The 14,324-nt window shown below is 39.7% G+C and carries 19 protein-coding genes; 17 read left to right on the top strand and 2 right to left on the bottom strand.

Going from position 1 to position 14,324, the window contains the following annotated elements; all coding sequences use genetic code 11:
• Nucleotides 1–66 precede the first annotated feature (66 nt).
• The 7 genes from QHT84_RS01350 to QHT84_RS01320 all read left to right on the top strand — a co-directional run bounded on the left by QHT84_RS01350 (nucleotide 67) and on the right by QHT84_RS01320 (nucleotide 4,952).
• A complete protein-coding gene (locus QHT84_RS01350) occupies nucleotides 67–1,281 on the top strand; it encodes an aminotransferase class V-fold PLP-dependent enzyme (RefSeq protein ID WP_283237738.1) in 1,215 nt (404 codons plus the stop codon).
• Between the two features lie 228 nt (nucleotides 1,282–1,509).
• The gene (locus QHT84_RS01345; RefSeq protein WP_283237737.1) at nucleotides 1,510–1,947 is read left to right on the top strand and encodes a hypothetical protein; all 438 of its coding nucleotides are present in this window, start codon (nucleotides 1,510–1,512) and stop codon (nucleotides 1,945–1,947) included.
• On the top strand, nucleotides 1,944–2,366 hold the full coding sequence (locus QHT84_RS01340) for a SufE family protein (RefSeq protein WP_283237736.1): 423 nt from the start codon (nucleotides 1,944–1,946) through the stop codon (nucleotides 2,364–2,366). Before QHT84_RS01345 ends, QHT84_RS01340 begins: the two co-directional genes overlap by 4 nt.
• A complete protein-coding gene (locus QHT84_RS01335) occupies nucleotides 2,363–3,079 on the top strand; it encodes a hypothetical protein (protein WP_283237735.1) in 717 nt (238 codons plus the stop codon). The genes QHT84_RS01340 and QHT84_RS01335 overlap by 4 nt, the downstream gene beginning before the upstream one ends.
• 11 nt (nucleotides 3,080–3,090) lie before the next feature.
• Nucleotides 3,091–3,414: an SUF system Fe-S cluster assembly protein gene (locus QHT84_RS01330; RefSeq protein ID WP_283237734.1), complete on the top strand. Its 324-nt coding sequence runs from the start codon at nucleotides 3,091–3,093 to the stop codon at nucleotides 3,412–3,414.
• A 76-nt stretch (nucleotides 3,415–3,490) separates the two neighbouring features.
• The gene (locus QHT84_RS01325; RefSeq protein WP_283237733.1) at nucleotides 3,491–3,997 is read left to right on the top strand and encodes a DUF2480 family protein; all 507 of its coding nucleotides are present in this window, start codon (nucleotides 3,491–3,493) and stop codon (nucleotides 3,995–3,997) included.
• 55 nt (nucleotides 3,998–4,052) lie between these two features.
• Nucleotides 4,053–4,952 (top strand): DUF3078 domain-containing protein, encoded by a 900-nt coding sequence (locus QHT84_RS01320; RefSeq protein ID WP_283237732.1) that lies wholly within the window; start codon nucleotides 4,053–4,055, stop codon nucleotides 4,950–4,952.
• 48 nt (nucleotides 4,953–5,000) lie between these two features.
• On the opposite strand, the gene QHT84_RS01315 is transcribed toward QHT84_RS01320, so the two are convergent.
• Nucleotides 5,001–6,143, bottom strand: a complete 1,143-nt coding sequence (locus QHT84_RS01315; RefSeq protein ID WP_283237731.1) for a cystathionine gamma-synthase — start codon at nucleotides 6,141–6,143, stop codon at nucleotides 5,001–5,003.
• 120 nt (nucleotides 6,144–6,263) lie between these two features.
• Here QHT84_RS01315 and QHT84_RS01310 point away from each other — a divergent pair, with 120 nt between their 5' ends.
• From QHT84_RS01310 to QHT84_RS01290, 5 genes are all read left to right on the top strand, one after another.
• Entirely contained in the window at nucleotides 6,264–6,971 is a 708-nt protein-coding gene (locus QHT84_RS01310; RefSeq protein WP_283237730.1) for a response regulator transcription factor, read from the top strand.
• 6 nt (nucleotides 6,972–6,977) lie between these two features.
• Complete coding sequence (locus tag QHT84_RS01305; RefSeq protein WP_283237729.1) at nucleotides 6,978–8,357, top strand: sensor histidine kinase; 1,380 nt, start codon at nucleotides 6,978–6,980, stop codon at nucleotides 8,355–8,357.
• Nucleotides 8,358–8,509: 152 nt separating this feature from the next.
• The gene (locus QHT84_RS01300; protein WP_283237728.1) at nucleotides 8,510–9,007 is read left to right on the top strand and encodes a hypothetical protein; all 498 of its coding nucleotides are present in this window, start codon (nucleotides 8,510–8,512) and stop codon (nucleotides 9,005–9,007) included.
• Nucleotides 9,008–9,022: 15 nt separating this feature from the next.
• Entirely contained in the window at nucleotides 9,023–9,487 is a 465-nt protein-coding gene (locus QHT84_RS01295; protein ID WP_283237727.1) for a hypothetical protein, read from the top strand.
• A gap of 2 nt (nucleotides 9,488–9,489) precedes the next feature.
• On the top strand, nucleotides 9,490–10,281 hold the full coding sequence (locus QHT84_RS01290) for a YoaK family protein (RefSeq protein WP_283237726.1): 792 nt from the start codon (nucleotides 9,490–9,492) through the stop codon (nucleotides 10,279–10,281).
• Between the two features lie 37 nt (nucleotides 10,282–10,318).
• On the opposite strand, the gene QHT84_RS01285 is transcribed toward QHT84_RS01290, so the two are convergent.
• Nucleotides 10,319–10,774 carry a DinB family protein gene (locus QHT84_RS01285; protein WP_283237725.1) on the bottom strand — a complete coding sequence of 152 codons (456 nt, stop codon included), beginning with the start codon at nucleotides 10,772–10,774 and terminating at the stop codon, nucleotides 10,319–10,321.
• A gap of 78 nt (nucleotides 10,775–10,852) precedes the next feature.
• Here QHT84_RS01285 and QHT84_RS01280 point away from each other — a divergent pair, with 78 nt between their 5' ends.
• The 5 genes from QHT84_RS01280 (at nucleotide 10,853) to nadD (ending at nucleotide 14,296) form a co-directional block, all read left to right on the top strand.
• On the top strand, nucleotides 10,853–11,209 hold the full coding sequence (locus tag QHT84_RS01280; RefSeq protein WP_283237724.1) for an arsenate reductase family protein: 357 nt from the start codon (nucleotides 10,853–10,855) through the stop codon (nucleotides 11,207–11,209).
• A complete protein-coding gene (locus tag QHT84_RS01275) occupies nucleotides 11,202–12,095 on the top strand; it encodes a DMT family transporter (RefSeq protein WP_283237723.1) in 894 nt (297 codons plus the stop codon). The genes QHT84_RS01280 and QHT84_RS01275 overlap by 8 nt, the downstream gene beginning before the upstream one ends.
• A 77-nt stretch (nucleotides 12,096–12,172) precedes the next feature.
• Nucleotides 12,173–13,033, top strand: coding sequence for a YicC/YloC family endoribonuclease (locus QHT84_RS01270; protein ID WP_283237722.1), 861 nt, complete (start codon nucleotides 12,173–12,175; stop codon nucleotides 13,031–13,033).
• A gap of 41 nt (nucleotides 13,034–13,074) precedes the next feature.
• Nucleotides 13,075–13,647: a guanylate kinase gene (gmk, locus tag QHT84_RS01265; RefSeq protein ID WP_283237721.1), complete on the top strand. Its 573-nt coding sequence runs from the start codon at nucleotides 13,075–13,077 to the stop codon at nucleotides 13,645–13,647.
• A gap of 67 nt (nucleotides 13,648–13,714) precedes the next feature.
• Complete coding sequence (nadD, locus tag QHT84_RS01260; protein ID WP_283237720.1) at nucleotides 13,715–14,296, top strand: nicotinate (nicotinamide) nucleotide adenylyltransferase; 582 nt, start codon at nucleotides 13,715–13,717, stop codon at nucleotides 14,294–14,296.
• Nucleotides 14,297–14,324: the final 28 nt, after the last annotated feature.

The following is a 14,324-nucleotide window of genomic DNA, read 5'->3' as shown; positions in this document are numbered from 1 at the left end:
TGAATTCTTCCCTTTTTCCAGCTCAATTTTGCTACTTTTGTATTTAGAATTTTTCTAAATAATACCATGTTAGACATCCAAAAAATCAGAGCCGATTTCCCGATACTTTCTCAAAAAGTCAATGGCAAACCGCTCGTTTATTTTGATAATGGCGCTACCTCGCAAAAACCACAAGTCGTGATTGATGCCATCGCCCGATATTACCAAGAAATCAACGCCAATATTCATCGCGGCGTACATACATTGAGTCAGTTAGCGACCGATGCGTACGAAGCGTCTCGTCATACCATACAACATCACATCAACGCCAAAAACGCCTATGAAGTCATTTTTACTTCAGGGACCACGCATGGCATCAATGCAGTGGCAAACGGTTTTGCGGCGTTACTCAAAGCGGGCGATGAAGTGTTGGTTTCGGCTTTAGAACACCACAGCAACATCGTGCCATGGCAAATGTTATGCGAAAGAACCGGGGCGGTCTTAAAAGTCATTCCCATGAACGACAAAGGCGAATTGATTCAGGCAGAATACGACAAGTTATTATCGCCCAAAACCAAAATCGTCACTGTGAACCATATTTCCAATGCCTTAGGAACCATCAATCCGGTTAAGGAAATGATTGCCAAAGCACACCAAGTGGGCGCTGCTGTTTTAATCGACGGTGCTCAGGCTACGCCGCATTTAAAGCCTGATGTTCAGGATTTGGATTGCGACTTCTACGTGTTTTCGGGTCACAAAATCTGTGGGCCAACCGGCATCGGAATTCTTTACGGCAAAGAAACATGGCTCCGAAAATTGCCACCCTATCAAGGCGGTGGCGAAATGATTGCCACGGTTACTTTTGAGAAAACTACCTATGCCGACTTGCCGCATAAATTTGAAGCCGGAACACCAAACATTGCCGGCGGAATTGTGCTAGGTACGGCTGTAGATTACTTGAACGAAGTGGGTTTCGATAACATTGCGAAATACGAACACGAATTATTGGAGTACGCCACCCAAAAATTACTCGAAATCGAAGGATTGCAAATTTTTGGTACGGCCGAAGCCAAAACTTCCGTAATTTCGTTTAACATCAACGGCATTCATCCGTACGACATTGGCACAATTATCGATAAGTTAGGCATAGCGGTGCGCACCGGACATCATTGCGCGCAGCCCATTATGGATTATTTCAATATACCGGGTACCATTAGAGCGAGTTTCGCTTTTTACAACACCAAAGAAGAAATAGACGTGATGGTCGAGGCCATTAAAAAAGCTAAAATGATGTTGAGCTAAAAAATTTTTAGGAGCTATTTCCCGCTTTCCGTAGTATCTTTTTTAGTTTGTTATACTGCTCCGAAACTTCGGGAGTCGAAGTAGAAACTAAAAAAGGATACGTACTCCAATCGGGGCTATTTCCTAAGGCAGTCGCAAAGCTCGTGTGATATTAAGAGGAGACTCGAGACCAAAGGTCGAACAGTATAAAATAAATGTCCCGTGGACATGCCGTAAAACAACAAGAATATGAAAACAATTTCAATGATTTTTTTAACCCTTTTCATGGCCAAGAGCTGTGATAATGCCACTCAAAACGACCTGAACAATGCGGTGATTCAATATGCGGCCGACACACGTGGCTATCATCTGAAAATCATCATTACCAATCAAACGGCCACGATTTCACAGGGCAGAAGCCCTGAAAATAAAGCCGAACAAATCAAAATTTCCGATGCCGATTGGAAAGTCTTGGTTAACGGGTTTACCGAAATCAATCTAGAGGAATTGCCGAATTTTAAAGACCCAACGCAAAAACGTTTTTACGATGGCGCCGCGGCCGCCAACCTCAAAGTACGCTATCAAGACAAGAACTATGAAAGCAAAGACTTTGACCACGGCTATCCGCCGGCCGAAATCGAAAAACTGGTAACCAAAATCGTTTCCTTAGCCAAAACAACAGAATGACCATACGAGAAATACAAGACGAAATCGTGGACGAGTTCTCCATGTTCGATGATTGGATGCAACGCTACGAATACATCATCGAACTCGGAAAATCGCTACCGCTTATAGACGAGCACTACAAAACCGAAGACAACATCATCAAAGGTTGTCAATCTAAAGTTTGGGTTCATGCCGAACAACAAGGCGACAAAGTCGTTTTCACGGCCGATAGTGATGCTATTTTAACCAAAGGTATTATCGCTATTTTAATACGGGTTTTTTCCAATCAAAAAGCCTCGGATATTTTAGACGCCAACACCGATTTTATAGACGAAATCGGACTCAAAGAACATTTATCACCAACCCGAGCCAACGGCTTGGTATCGATGATTAAAAAATTAAAAATGTACGCTTTGGCGTTCAAGGCAAAAAGTGAATGAAGCTAGTCATTAACATATGGTGTATTATAAGTTTTTGCAATGGTTTTTCGCAAGAACGCTTTCCGGCAGAACCACATAACTACAAAAAGATTCACTTTATATATGAGAAAAAATCAAACATATATTATGATGAAAAAGGTTTTTATGCCGATACAATGTTTTATAAAATTAAATTTCCAAATCTAAGTTTTAGAAAAACAACTCATCCCGCGGAACAGTACTTATGCGGTTTTGTTTTATTTACCGAATTGGATGCTGAATCAAAGGAAAAAATGCTAAGTATATTGTATCACAGTAATGAAAGCTATGTAGGAACCTATGATTTAGAAACAAATAAAACAATCATCAAAGCAGAAAGAAACGACTCTGAAATAAAATCGCTCTATGAAAAACTCTCCAAAGAAACATATGGAAGATTTCGATATACGATTTTTATTGACTACGAGAAGAAGACAAAAAAGACAAGTTATCCTGCCATAACACACAGAAAATCTTTTTCAGAAATTATAAAAAGTATTCAGTGGCTTAGCGACTTTGAAGGCAGTTTTAAAGAAGTCAGGAACGATGTCATTTTGACGAATTATGTGAATACAAATTCAAATCTTCCAAAAGTGATAACACTTGGGTATATTTTTGAAAACAATAATTTCGGAATAAATAAGGTTCGTACATTTTACGAAACAATTCAATTAAAATCAGTCTCATACGAGTAAAAGTAATAACCATGGAAGAATTTAAAGACGATATCAATTTAGGCGAAAATGTAGTGAAAGTGCTCAAAGGCATTTACGATCCGGAGATTCCGGTAGATATCTACGAACTAGGCTTAATCTACGATGTGATGATTAACGAAGACAACGAAGTCAAAGTCTTGATGACGTTAACGTCGCCCAACTGCCCGGTGGCCGAAACTTTACCGCGTGAGGTGGAAGAAAAAATCACTAAAATCGAGCATGTCAAATCGTGCGAAGTCGAGATTACGTTTGATCCGCCTTGGAGCAAAGATTTAATGAGCGAAGAAGCCAAGTTAGAATTAGGAATGCTTTAAAAACAGTATTCAGTAAGCAGTAACAGCCGGCAGTTTTGCGACTAAACACTGAACACTGAACACGGAACACTAAAAAATGGACGAGATTATCAACAGAGTAGCCAACTCCGCCCTCGAAGTTTTCGATTTGGAAGATTATTATCCGAACGGAACCCGAACACAAATCGATATTTCGCAATGGTTGTTGGAAGGGTTTTTACTCAAAGAAAAAGACTTTCGCGACGCATTAAAAAATCACGATTGGTCGCAATACCAAAATCATTATGTAGCCATTCATTGTTCAACCGATGCGATTGTTCCGGCTTGGGCTACAATTTTAGTAACGACTTATTTGGCACCGTTTGCTCAAAAAGTGATTTTAGGCACTATTACCGACTTGAATACTGCTTTGTATCAGGAAATTTTGCCTACATTGGATTATACCCAATACCAAGATAAGCCGGTTATTATTAAAGGCTGTTCAAAAAAGCCTGTTCCCGAAAGCGCTTACATTATGGCCGTTCAAAAACTGCAACCGTATGCCAAAAGCATTATGTATGGTGAGGCTTGTTCGGCGGTACCGCTGTACAAAAAAGCAAAATAAAAAACCATTTGAATTTGCCGCAGGGAATACTACCTTTGCGGCAAATTTTTTAATTATGAATAAGATAGCACTTCGTTTAGCCATAGTTGCTCTGTTTTGTGCCGGTTTTGTACGAGCACAAGTTAGTGAAAAAGAGCTTTTAAAGAAAACCGAAGAAACGGTTTCCAAGATTAAAGAAGAAAAACCGAACGGTTGGGAAAAAATCGGAATGTTTACTTTTTTAGCGAACCAGGCCAGTTTTGATAATTGGTTAGCGGGGGGACAATCGAGTATTGCCGGTAATATGGGACTGAAATACGACTTGAATTACAAAAGCGATACGTGGACTTGGGATAATAAATTGAATGCCAATTACGGGTTGACTAAAATTTCGGGTCAGGAGTTGCGCAAAACCGATGATCGCTTTGAATTAAACTCTTTGTTAGGAAAAAAAGCTTCCGGGGAATGGTATTACTCTTTCTTTTTTAATTTCAAAACGCAGTTTGATTCGGGATTTGATCCGGCTGACAACACCATCAAGATTTCTCATTTTCTGTCGCCTGTTTTTATTCAATTTGGACCCGGGATGATGTGGAAAAAAAGTGATGATTTTAAAATCAACGTGGCACCGGCTACCTCCAAAGTAATTATGGTTCACCGTCATTTCACCGATTTAGGACCGTCTTTTGGGGTGGCACAAGGCGAAACATCACGCTATGAATTTGGAGCCGCGGTAAACGGGTATTACAAGTTTAACATCATGGAAAATGTAACCGCCGAGAACATTTTGAATTTGTATACCAATTATCTTGAAAACCCCTATAATATTGATATCGATTATACCTTGAATATAGTGATGAAAGTCAATAAATACTTGACAACTAATTTTGCATTCCAAACCATTTACGACGATAATGCTTTTGCTGGTTTTCAAACCCGTCAGGTAATCGGAGTTGGCGTAAATTACGGATTCTAAACAATTGTAGGTATAAAAAAAGCGCCGAATTTCGGCGCTTTTTTTGTTTTATCGGAAAGCCTGTTCTAAGTCGGCCAACAAGTCATCAATATCTTCTACGCCAACGCTCAAACGTACTAAGTCATCGGTGATTCCCACTTCTTTACGTTTTTCCTCCGGAATGGAAGCATGTGTCATCAAAGCCGGATGATTCGCCAACGATTCCACACCGCCCAAGGATTCGGCCAAGGTGAATACGTTGAGTTTTTCCAAGAAAGCAATGGCGTCTTCTTTTTTACCCGATTTAAACGTAAACGAAACCATACCGCCAAAACCACTCATTTGTTTTTTAGCAATGGCATGGAACGGATGGTCCGGTAAACCCGGATAGAATACTTTGTCTATTTCAGGATGATTGGCCAAAAAGTGCGCTACTTTTTCTCCGTTTTCACAATGTCTTTGTACGCGTAAATGCAAGGTTTTAATACCGCGCAACACCAAGAAACTGTCCATTGGACCTAAGGTACCGCCGGTAGCAAATTGTTTGAAATGCAATTCATCACCCAGAGCTTTGTCTTTGATAATTAAAGCCCCGGCAATAACATCGCTGTGTCCGCCCAAATACTTAGTAGCGGAATGCATCACGATATCGGCACCTAAGTCTAAGGGTTTTTGCAAATACGGCGTGGCAAAAGTATTGTCAACCGCAAATAAAATATTATGCTTTTTGGTGATTTTGGCAATCTCGGCGATGTCGGCCAATTTCATCAACGGATTGGTAGGCGTTTCCACCCAAACCAGTTTGGTGTTTTCGTTGATTAAGGATTGAAGTTTGTTTAAATCGGTCATGTCCACAAAGTGGAATTTGATACCGCTGTTATTGTACAAACGGGTGAATAAGCGATAGGTTCCGCCATACAAATCGTCCATGGCGATGATTTCGTCTCCGGCTTTGAATAGGCGCAACAAACAATCAGTAGCGGCCAATCCTGAGGCAAAAGCCAATCCACGCGCTCCGCCTTCGATGCTGGCTAACGCATCTTCTAGGGCTTGACGGGTTGGATTAGCGGCGCGGGAATATTCGTAATCACCCACGGGTTTCCCGGGTGACACTTGGGCATAAGTTGAGGTTTGAAATACCGGCGGCATTACAGCTCCGGTTACGGCTTCATGGTGTTGGTTGCCATGTATGACTTTGGTGTTGAATTTCATTTGAGTTAAAATTAGGTTACAAAGGTATTAACTTCGGCTGATTTTTTTTAATTTGCCGAAAATGATTGATGTTAAATTTCCGGCTTCGGTTGCGTAATTGGCAGTTGTTACACTAAGTTAATGAAAAAAATACTTTTGGTAGAAGATGAAGCCCATGTGGTTTCATTTATAAAAAAGGGACTTTCGGAAGAAGGTTTTGAAGTTAGTGTTGCCTTTGATGGTAAGACCGGTTTACAGTTGGCGCTCGAGAACACTTTTGATATTATTATATTAGATATCATGTTGCCCGACGTGAACGGTTTGGATGTTTGTAAAGCGATTCGGCGGGAAAATCAAGAGGTTCCGATTTTATTTTTAACAGCGCTGGGAACCTCGGAAAACATAGTCTTAGGACTGGAAAACGGTGCCGATGACTACTTGGTCAAACCGTTTAAGTTTATAGAATTGGTAGCGCGTATCAAGACCCTACTGAGAAGATCGAAAGGCAGTAGTAAAGAATCAGAAACCGCAGGAAGAGAAAAATATACTTTTACTTTTGGCGATTTAGTAATAGACGATTATACTAAAACAGTCCATCGTGCCGGAGAAGAGATTTCACTAACCTCTACAGAGTATAAATTGTTGTTTTTCTTTATGAAAAATAAGAACAAAGTTCTGTCGAGACAAAATATTCTTGAAGCTGTTTGGGGTGTTGATTATGATTTGGGAACCAATGTGGTTGATGTTTATGTCAATTATCTGAGAAAGAAAATAGACGGTAAATCGGAAGGGAAAATTATCCAAACGGTCATCGGGATGGGTTATGTATTAAGAGAAACAGAGCCATAATAGCGTATGCAAATCAAAAGAAGTTCCAGAACGGCGTTACTTTTTCTCATTCCTTTTTTGGTGGTGATATTGCTATTCAGTCTCTTTATCTATTTTTCAGTATCCAATTACTCCGAAAACTATCTTTTTAAATTATTGGAAGCCAGGGCGAATAAGGTAGCACGTGAAAATATAGATAATAATTTATTGGACAGCAATTCCTTATCCAATCAAGAGAAAGAGGATAAATTGCCGCACGAAAAAGATTATTTTATCCCGATTAACAAGGAGCTTAACATTACGGCTGAGGCTAAAAAAGTCGGCATTAACGAAAGTTTTTTTACCGATGCCGTGAACAAAGGAAGCGCCGAGTTTGTCACCAAGCAGTATTTGTACAAGGGCATTCGCTATAAGTCAAAATCAGGGGATTTTATCGTAATTACTGCCGCCGAAAATTATTTCGAAATCAATCAGGCAAAAAACCTCATCAATACGCTATTGTTTGCTATGGGAATTGCTTCTTTGATATTGCTGTACATTGCGTTTTATTTTTCTAAAAATATTTTTAAACCGATATCCTCCATTACTGAGAAGGTAAAAGAAATCAGTTCAGAGAATTTACATCTTCGCCTCAATGAAAACAACAGTAATGACGAGCTCAATCAGTTGACCATGACGTTCAACAATATGTTGGACAGAATTGAGACGTCGTTTGAAACCCAAAATAATTTTATCAGTAATGCCTCCCACGAGTTGAGAACGCCATTAACCGCCATTATTGGTGAAGCCGATGTGGTTTTGTCGAAACCCCGACAGGCTGAAGATTATGTAGAATCGCTGAAAATTGTTTTACAGGAAGCGGAGAAACTCGACAACAAAACCAAAGCCTTATTGTTCTTAGCACAAACGGGGTTTAACGGAAAAGCGCAGAAATTTGATAAGGTCAGAATCGACCAATTGCTCTGGGATGTAAAGGAAAATCTTGAAAATATGAACAGCAAAAACAAGATTTTTCTCGACATGGAATTGTTGCCCGATAATCCGATGAAACTCAAAGTTAACGGAAACACGCAATTGTTGCATTTGGCGTTCAGTAACATTATCAGCAATGGCTGTAAGTATTCGGATTTCAATACCGTAACGGTTTCCATCGGTGCATCCGATGATTTTGTTTACATTGTAATTAAAGATACCGGAATCGGCATACCTAAAGACGAAATACAGTATATTTACGATCCGTTTTTCAGGGCTTCGAATACCAAAAATTATGAAGGTTACGGAATTGGTTTGCCGTTAACCAGAAACATTATAAGAATGCACAACGGTAAAATTTTGGTCAACTCTATTCAGGGACAAGGAACCACGGTTCAAATCACCCTTCCTACTTGGAAGCCGGAGCGTGTTTGACCTGATTTTTAGGGATTTAACGCAATTTTAAGACTTTCTAATCCCATTTTAATCTTTTTGCCGAATTTCTAATGGCATTCTAATCTTATCTTAAGAACGCTCTAATTTCTCACTCTTAGCTTTGTAATGTTAAACATTAATAGTAATGAGCTATGAGAAAGACCATTTTAATTCCGACTGATTTTACCGTAAAATCGCTGAATGTTCTAAAAACCATTTTAGTCAACAGCCAAAATACCGATACGTTTAATATCCTTTTGGTTCATGGCATAAGCCTAAACGATTCCATCAGGGATTTACTCTTTTATTCTAAATCCGAACAAATAGAGTCATTAACTAATCCGGAATTTCAGGAAGCTTGTGAAGTCATTAAAAATAAGTTTGGTCAGCAAATAGCCTCATTAAGGATTGATTTGTTTTCCGGGTACAATTTAGCGGCTTTTGAAAATTATTTGGAGGGCAACAAGGTGGATGCCATTTTTACTTGCGAAAGAAAATCACTTTTGATTAACAAAAACAGTTTCGATTTATCGCAATTTATTGATAAATGTTCTGTCAAAGTAACCCGAATCAACTCGGGCCTAAACACTTCAATCCCGGAAAAAGGTAAAATTGCCGAGGTTTTTATCAACCAAGTATCCATGGGATAATTCAACCGATATCTCATGAAAATCTGGATTAAATATACCGCCTTCTTTGGTCTGGGAATATTCCTTTTTACCTTGCTGATGAGTGTGGCAAAAAGCCCGGAGGATGTAATTGAAGGGGAATGGAAAGAGTTGGTTTGGGAATATGAAAAAACCGATTGGAATAAGCTTCCGATGGGAAATAGCTATGGAAAAGACTCCGGCTACATTAAAGAAGTAGCCGGACAAAATTTAGTCATCCACAAAGCTGAGAAGTGGATTTTCTATCCCAATGGGAAACTTCTTTTAAAGGGAGAAAATTACAGCAAGGAGATTGCTTGGAAAATTAAAGGAAGAGGCAATATTTTAGAGTTGAAATACGACAACAATAACACCGAACACTACAGTTTGACCGAACTTCAAAAAGACAAACTCATACTTAACTTTGATACCAGTGCACACACTCGTGGTATAGCCCGTTTAACCTTTGAAAAAATCAATTAAAAATGCTTCGAAAATACAGTAATAGTCGATCGCTTTCCGACAACATCAAGCTGGGGTCGCTTTCTGCCTTTGCCGCAGGAATGGTCAACATTGGTTCGCTGTTGCTTTTTTTCTCATTTTCTTCCAATGTAACCGGACATTACGCTATTTTGGCGGCCGAATTGGTTAAAGGTAATTTATACCAAATAGCGGTGGTTTTTTCCTGGATATTTTTGTTTTTTTTGGGGAGTTTTGTCTCAAACCTGTTTGTCATTCACATTAACGCTAAAAACAGCTACATTGCGCATTCCATTCCGCTTATTTTAGAAATCATTTGTTTGGTAACGGTTGCTGTTTACGGAGAGTATTACTACCGAGAAACTCTGGCCGAAACGGAAATTTTATTAGCCTTGATGCTTTTTGCGATGGGTTTACAAAACGGTCTAACTGCCAGCATCTCAAATTTTGCGGTTAAAACAACGCATTTAACCGGAACCACAACCGATTTAGGCGTTCTTTTTTCGATGTTCACCAAAAAAGAATTCCGAACCAACGAAACCTTAAAAGGAAGAGCGAAACTTTTAGTCTGCATTACGTTGTCGTATCTCAGCGGTGCCGTCACAGCAGGGTTTACCTACACTCATTTAAACTTCAAAATGTTCTACATGGTGAGCTTGGTCTTGGTTATCATTATCATTTATGATTTGTCCAAACTCAAATTGAAGTTGTATTGGCATCATAGAAAATTAATTCGACTTCGAATTGAAGACGTAATCCTTATAGAAGAAAGTAAAGAAAAATCAGTAGCGTCATGATAAAACCATCCCAGACTAATTTTGTTTGGGAGGGTTTTTATAAAAACTTTCGAATATTCATCATAAAGCCCAAATGCAAGGCCTCGTGGTAGTTGTTGAACTGTATGGCTTCTTCGGTGGAGGCCAAGTGGAATCCGGTTCCGGTAGTGTATTCGGTATAGTGTTGAAATTTTCCCGCAGCGTAATCCGCTTTGGTTTGTTCCATTAGCGAAATCAAGAGTGTTTTTAGTGTATCGACCTCTGCTTGCGTGGTTTGTCCGGTAGGCTTGGAACCGTTTTTATAGGTGTTGGTCATGTCGTCGGAAACGTTTACCGGCAAGCCCGAAAGACGGTACACTAAACCTTGTTGGGCCACGATGATATGACCTAAATTCCAAACTAAATTATTGCTGAAACCATCCGGAATTTTGTTGAGCTGCTCCAATGAATAATTGTTGATGAGCTTCAAGTATAAGTGTCGGTTGGTTTCCCAGATTTTAAATGATGCGTCCATAATTTTTTTTGATAAAAATACGAATTTGCCAAGCCATAACCATGTATTTTTGTGGGGTGAAATGTTAAACTTTTAGCCATGCGAAAAATATATCATCTGAAGACTTGCAGCACGTGTCAGCGCATTTTAAAATCATTGCCGCAATTGGATACGTTTCAGTTGCAAGACATCAAAACGGAACCCATGACGGTAAAGCAAGTGGAAGAAATGGCGCAAATGGCGGGCAGTTATGAGGCTCTTTTCAGCAAAAGAGCCACCTTGTATAAAGAAATGGGTTTAAAAGACGAAAAACTTTCCGAAGCCGATTTTAAAAGATATATCCTGGAACACTACACTTTTTTATCGCGTCCGGTGATTATAGCTGATGGCCGCATTTTTGTGGGCAACAGTCCGAAAGTAGTGCAACAAGCCATTGCTTTTTTATCGCATGAGTAAGCGAAATTGGGCGTTATTCGCCGCAACTTTGGTGTCGGTTATTTACGGTGTTTCGTTCACTATTGCCAAAGATGTGATGCCGACTTATGTAAAACCCTACGGCTTTATTTTGCTCCGCGTATTGGGTGCTGCCGTTTTGTTTTGGTTGGTTTCCTTTTGGGGACCGAAAGAAAGGATCCAAGCCGTTGATTTCCCTCGAATCATAGCGGCAGCCTTGTTTGGTGTAGCCTTGAACATGCTCACTTTTTTTAAAGGGTTGAGTTATACATCACCGATTTCTTCGGCAGTGATTATGGTAACGACACCGATTATTGTTTTAATCTTGTCGTCGATATTGATGAAAGAGCGGATGGAACTGCGTAAAATAATCGGGATTTTACTCGGACTTCTCGGGACCGGATTTCTGATTTTATACGGCAAATCGATTGGGAATGCTACCAATGCGCCGTTAGGGAATTTATTGGTTTTTATCAATGCGGTGTCCTATGGGTTTTATCTGATTATCGTGAAAAAACTCATGGATAAATACAACGCTTTTACGTTTGTAAAATGGATTTACACTTTCGGTTTGCTGATGGTCATCCCGTTTGGTTGGAACGAATACCAAGAAATTCAATGGGAAACGATACCTTCGTTGGTTCTCTGGGAAATTGTTTTTGTGGTAGTGTTCACCACGTTTATGACCTATTTGCTTAATTTGGTTTCTATGCGTGAATTGAAACCGACTACCGTGGCCGTATTTATTTACCTGCAACCACTGTTTGCAACTGTCTTTGCTATGAGTTTGGGTAAGGATGAGTTGACAGTAGTGAAGCTATTGTCGGCCGTTTTAATATTTATTGGGGTGTATTTGGTACTGCAGAAAAAGAAGTCTAAGGCTCAGTAATCAGTCTCAGATAAAACGGTAAAGGGCGATTGCGACTGCAAACTTTTATTTATCTTTGAGAACATTTTATAGCATTTATGATACAATCCATGACGGGTTTCGGGAAAGCAACCATGCAATTACCAACCAAAAAAATTACCGTAGAAATCAAATCGTTAAACAGCAAAGGATTAGACCTCAACACGCGCATGCCGTCGGTTTACCGTGAAATGGAATTGGGGTTACGCAATTTGTTGTCTCAAAAATTAGAACGCGGCAAAATTGATTTTTCATTATACATAGAAATTACCGGCGAAGAAACGTCTTCCAAGATTAATGTGCCGATAGTAAAAGGATACATCAACCAAATGAAGGCTGTAATCCCCAATGCCGATGAAACCGAATTGATGAAAATGGCAGTACGCATGCCCGATGCATTAAAAACAGAGCGCGATGAGATAGATGAAAACGAATGGAAACAGATTCAGACGGTTATTGACGAAGCCATTGCTAATATAGCCCAATTCAGAAAGGACGAAGGCGTGGCGTTAGAGAAAGAATTCTTGCATCGGATTGCCAACATCATGACGTTGATGAACAGTGCGGTTTCGTATGATGCCGAGCGCGTAGAGACTGTAAAAACCCGATTGCGATCGGCTTTGGACGAATTAAAAGAGAATGTGGATGAGAATCGTTTTGAGCAGGAATTGATTTTTTACCTCGAAAAATACGATATCACTGAAGAGAAGGTGCGTTTGGAAAATCACTTAAACTATTTCATAGAAACCTTAGCCGGAACCGAGGCTAACGGAAGAAAATTAGGCTTCATCACACAGGAAATGGGACGAGAAATCAATACAATGGGTTCTAAATCCAACCATTCGGAAATGCAAAAATTGGTGGTGATGATGAAGGATGAATTGGAAAAAATTAAAGAACAGGTTTTGAATGTATTATAAAACGCTATAAGCTAAAAGCTGACAGCTAACAGCTATCTATAATGAACAAAGGAAAATTATTAGTATTCTCGGCCCCTTCCGGTTCGGGAAAAACCACCATAGTCCGACATTTATTGGCACAGCCTGAGCTCAATTTAGAGTTTTCGATTTCGGCCGCTACACGAGAACCACGCGGGCAGGAAATCGACGGGAAGGATTACTATTTTATGTCGATTGACGATTTTAAAAAGCACATCAAAGCGGAAGATTTTATCGAATGGGAGGAAGTGTACCGCGATAATTTTTATGGTACGTTGAAAAGTGAGGTAGAACGCATTTGGGCCCAAGGCAAAAATGTCATTTTTGATATTGATGTGGCCGGCGGGTTACGCATCAAAAAGAAATTTCCTGACGAAACACTAGCTGTTTTTGTAAAACCGCCGAGTGTAGACGAACTCAAGCGTCGTTTGAAAGAACGCTCCACGGAAAGCGATGACAAAATTAATATGCGCATTGCTAAAGCACACGTAGAATTGGCAACGGCACCACAATTTGATGTCATCATCAAAAATTATGATTTGGATGTAGCCAAGCAGGAAGCCTATGAATTGGTAAAAGAGTTTATTAAAAAATAATCACCTTTCGGTTTTCAGTGAGCAGTTTTTAGCTGTTAGCTGTTAGCCGTTAGCGTATAGCGAAAAAATGAAAATCGGTCTCTATTTCGGTACTTTTAACCCTATACACATTGGTCATTTGATTATTGCGAATCATATGGCGGAGTATTCCGATTTGGAGCAAGTTTGGATGGTGGTTACACCACACAATCCGTTGAAACAAAAGAACACTTTGTTGGACGACTATCAGCGTTTGCATTTGGTGCGATTGGCCACAGAAGACTATCCGAAAATTAAACCTTCCGATATCGAATTTAAATTACCGCAACCCAATTATACGGTCAATACCTTGGCGCATTTGATGGAGAAATACCCGAAGCATCAGTTTTCTTTAATTATGGGGGAAGACAACTTGAAATCGCTTCATAAATGGAAAAACTATGAGTACATTCTGGAGCACCACGATATTTACATTTATCCCAGAGTTTCCGAAGAAGCAGATAATTTCCAATTTAAAGACCATCCCCGCATTCATTGGATTGACGCGCCGATAGTGGAGATTTCTTCTACGTTTATCCGGGAGAATATAAAGAACAAAAAAAACGTCAGACCCTTACTTCCCGATAGCGTTTGGGCCTATGTGGATCACAATAATTTTTATAAAAAATAAAACCAAAAGAAAAACCGTTCTGCACTGA

Source organism: Flavobacterium sedimenticola, assembly GCF_030053345.1.
GTDB classification, from domain to species: Bacteria; Bacteroidota; Bacteroidia; order Flavobacteriales; family Flavobacteriaceae; genus Flavobacterium; species Flavobacterium sedimenticola.
The sequence above is the reverse complement of the archived record's forward strand: the minus strand, read 5'-3'. Positions and strand labels throughout refer to the sequence as shown.

Coding starts and splice junctions, on each gene's coding strand:
- gmk (WP_283237721.1), top strand. CDS start 13,075: ATGAACAAAGGAAAATTATTAGTATTCTCGGCCCCTTCCGGTTCGGGA.
- QHT84_RS01345 (WP_283237737.1), top strand. CDS start 1,510: ATGAAAACAATTTCAATGATTTTTTTAACCCTTTTCATGGCCAAGAGC.
- QHT84_RS01310 (WP_283237730.1), top strand. CDS start 6,264: ATGAAAAAAATACTTTTGGTAGAAGATGAAGCCCATGTGGTTTCATTT.
- QHT84_RS01350 (WP_283237738.1), top strand. CDS start 67: ATGTTAGACATCCAAAAAATCAGAGCCGATTTCCCGATACTTTCTCAA.
- QHT84_RS01335 (WP_283237735.1), top strand. CDS start 2,363: ATGAAGCTAGTCATTAACATATGGTGTATTATAAGTTTTTGCAATGGT.
- QHT84_RS01280 (WP_283237724.1), top strand. CDS start 10,853: ATGCGAAAAATATATCATCTGAAGACTTGCAGCACGTGTCAGCGCATT.
- QHT84_RS01270 (WP_283237722.1), top strand. CDS start 12,173: ATGATACAATCCATGACGGGTTTCGGGAAAGCAACCATGCAATTACCA.
- QHT84_RS01320 (WP_283237732.1), top strand. CDS start 4,053: ATGAATAAGATAGCACTTCGTTTAGCCATAGTTGCTCTGTTTTGTGCC.
- QHT84_RS01275 (WP_283237723.1), top strand. CDS start 11,202: ATGAGTAAGCGAAATTGGGCGTTATTCGCCGCAACTTTGGTGTCGGTT.
- QHT84_RS01290 (WP_283237726.1), top strand. CDS start 9,490: ATGCTTCGAAAATACAGTAATAGTCGATCGCTTTCCGACAACATCAAG.
- QHT84_RS01315 (WP_283237731.1), bottom strand. CDS start 6,143: ATGAAATTCAACACCAAAGTCATACATGGCAACCAACACCATGAAGCC.
- QHT84_RS01305 (WP_283237729.1), top strand. CDS start 6,978: ATGCAAATCAAAAGAAGTTCCAGAACGGCGTTACTTTTTCTCATTCCT.
- QHT84_RS01295 (WP_283237727.1), top strand. CDS start 9,023: ATGAAAATCTGGATTAAATATACCGCCTTCTTTGGTCTGGGAATATTC.
- QHT84_RS01325 (WP_283237733.1), top strand. CDS start 3,491: ATGGACGAGATTATCAACAGAGTAGCCAACTCCGCCCTCGAAGTTTTC.
- QHT84_RS01300 (WP_283237728.1), top strand. CDS start 8,510: ATGAGAAAGACCATTTTAATTCCGACTGATTTTACCGTAAAATCGCTG.
- QHT84_RS01330 (WP_283237734.1), top strand. CDS start 3,091: ATGGAAGAATTTAAAGACGATATCAATTTAGGCGAAAATGTAGTGAAA.
- nadD (WP_283237720.1), top strand. CDS start 13,715: ATGAAAATCGGTCTCTATTTCGGTACTTTTAACCCTATACACATTGGT.
- QHT84_RS01340 (WP_283237736.1), top strand. CDS start 1,944: ATGACCATACGAGAAATACAAGACGAAATCGTGGACGAGTTCTCCATG.
- QHT84_RS01285 (WP_283237725.1), bottom strand. CDS start 10,774: ATGGACGCATCATTTAAAATCTGGGAAACCAACCGACACTTATACTTG.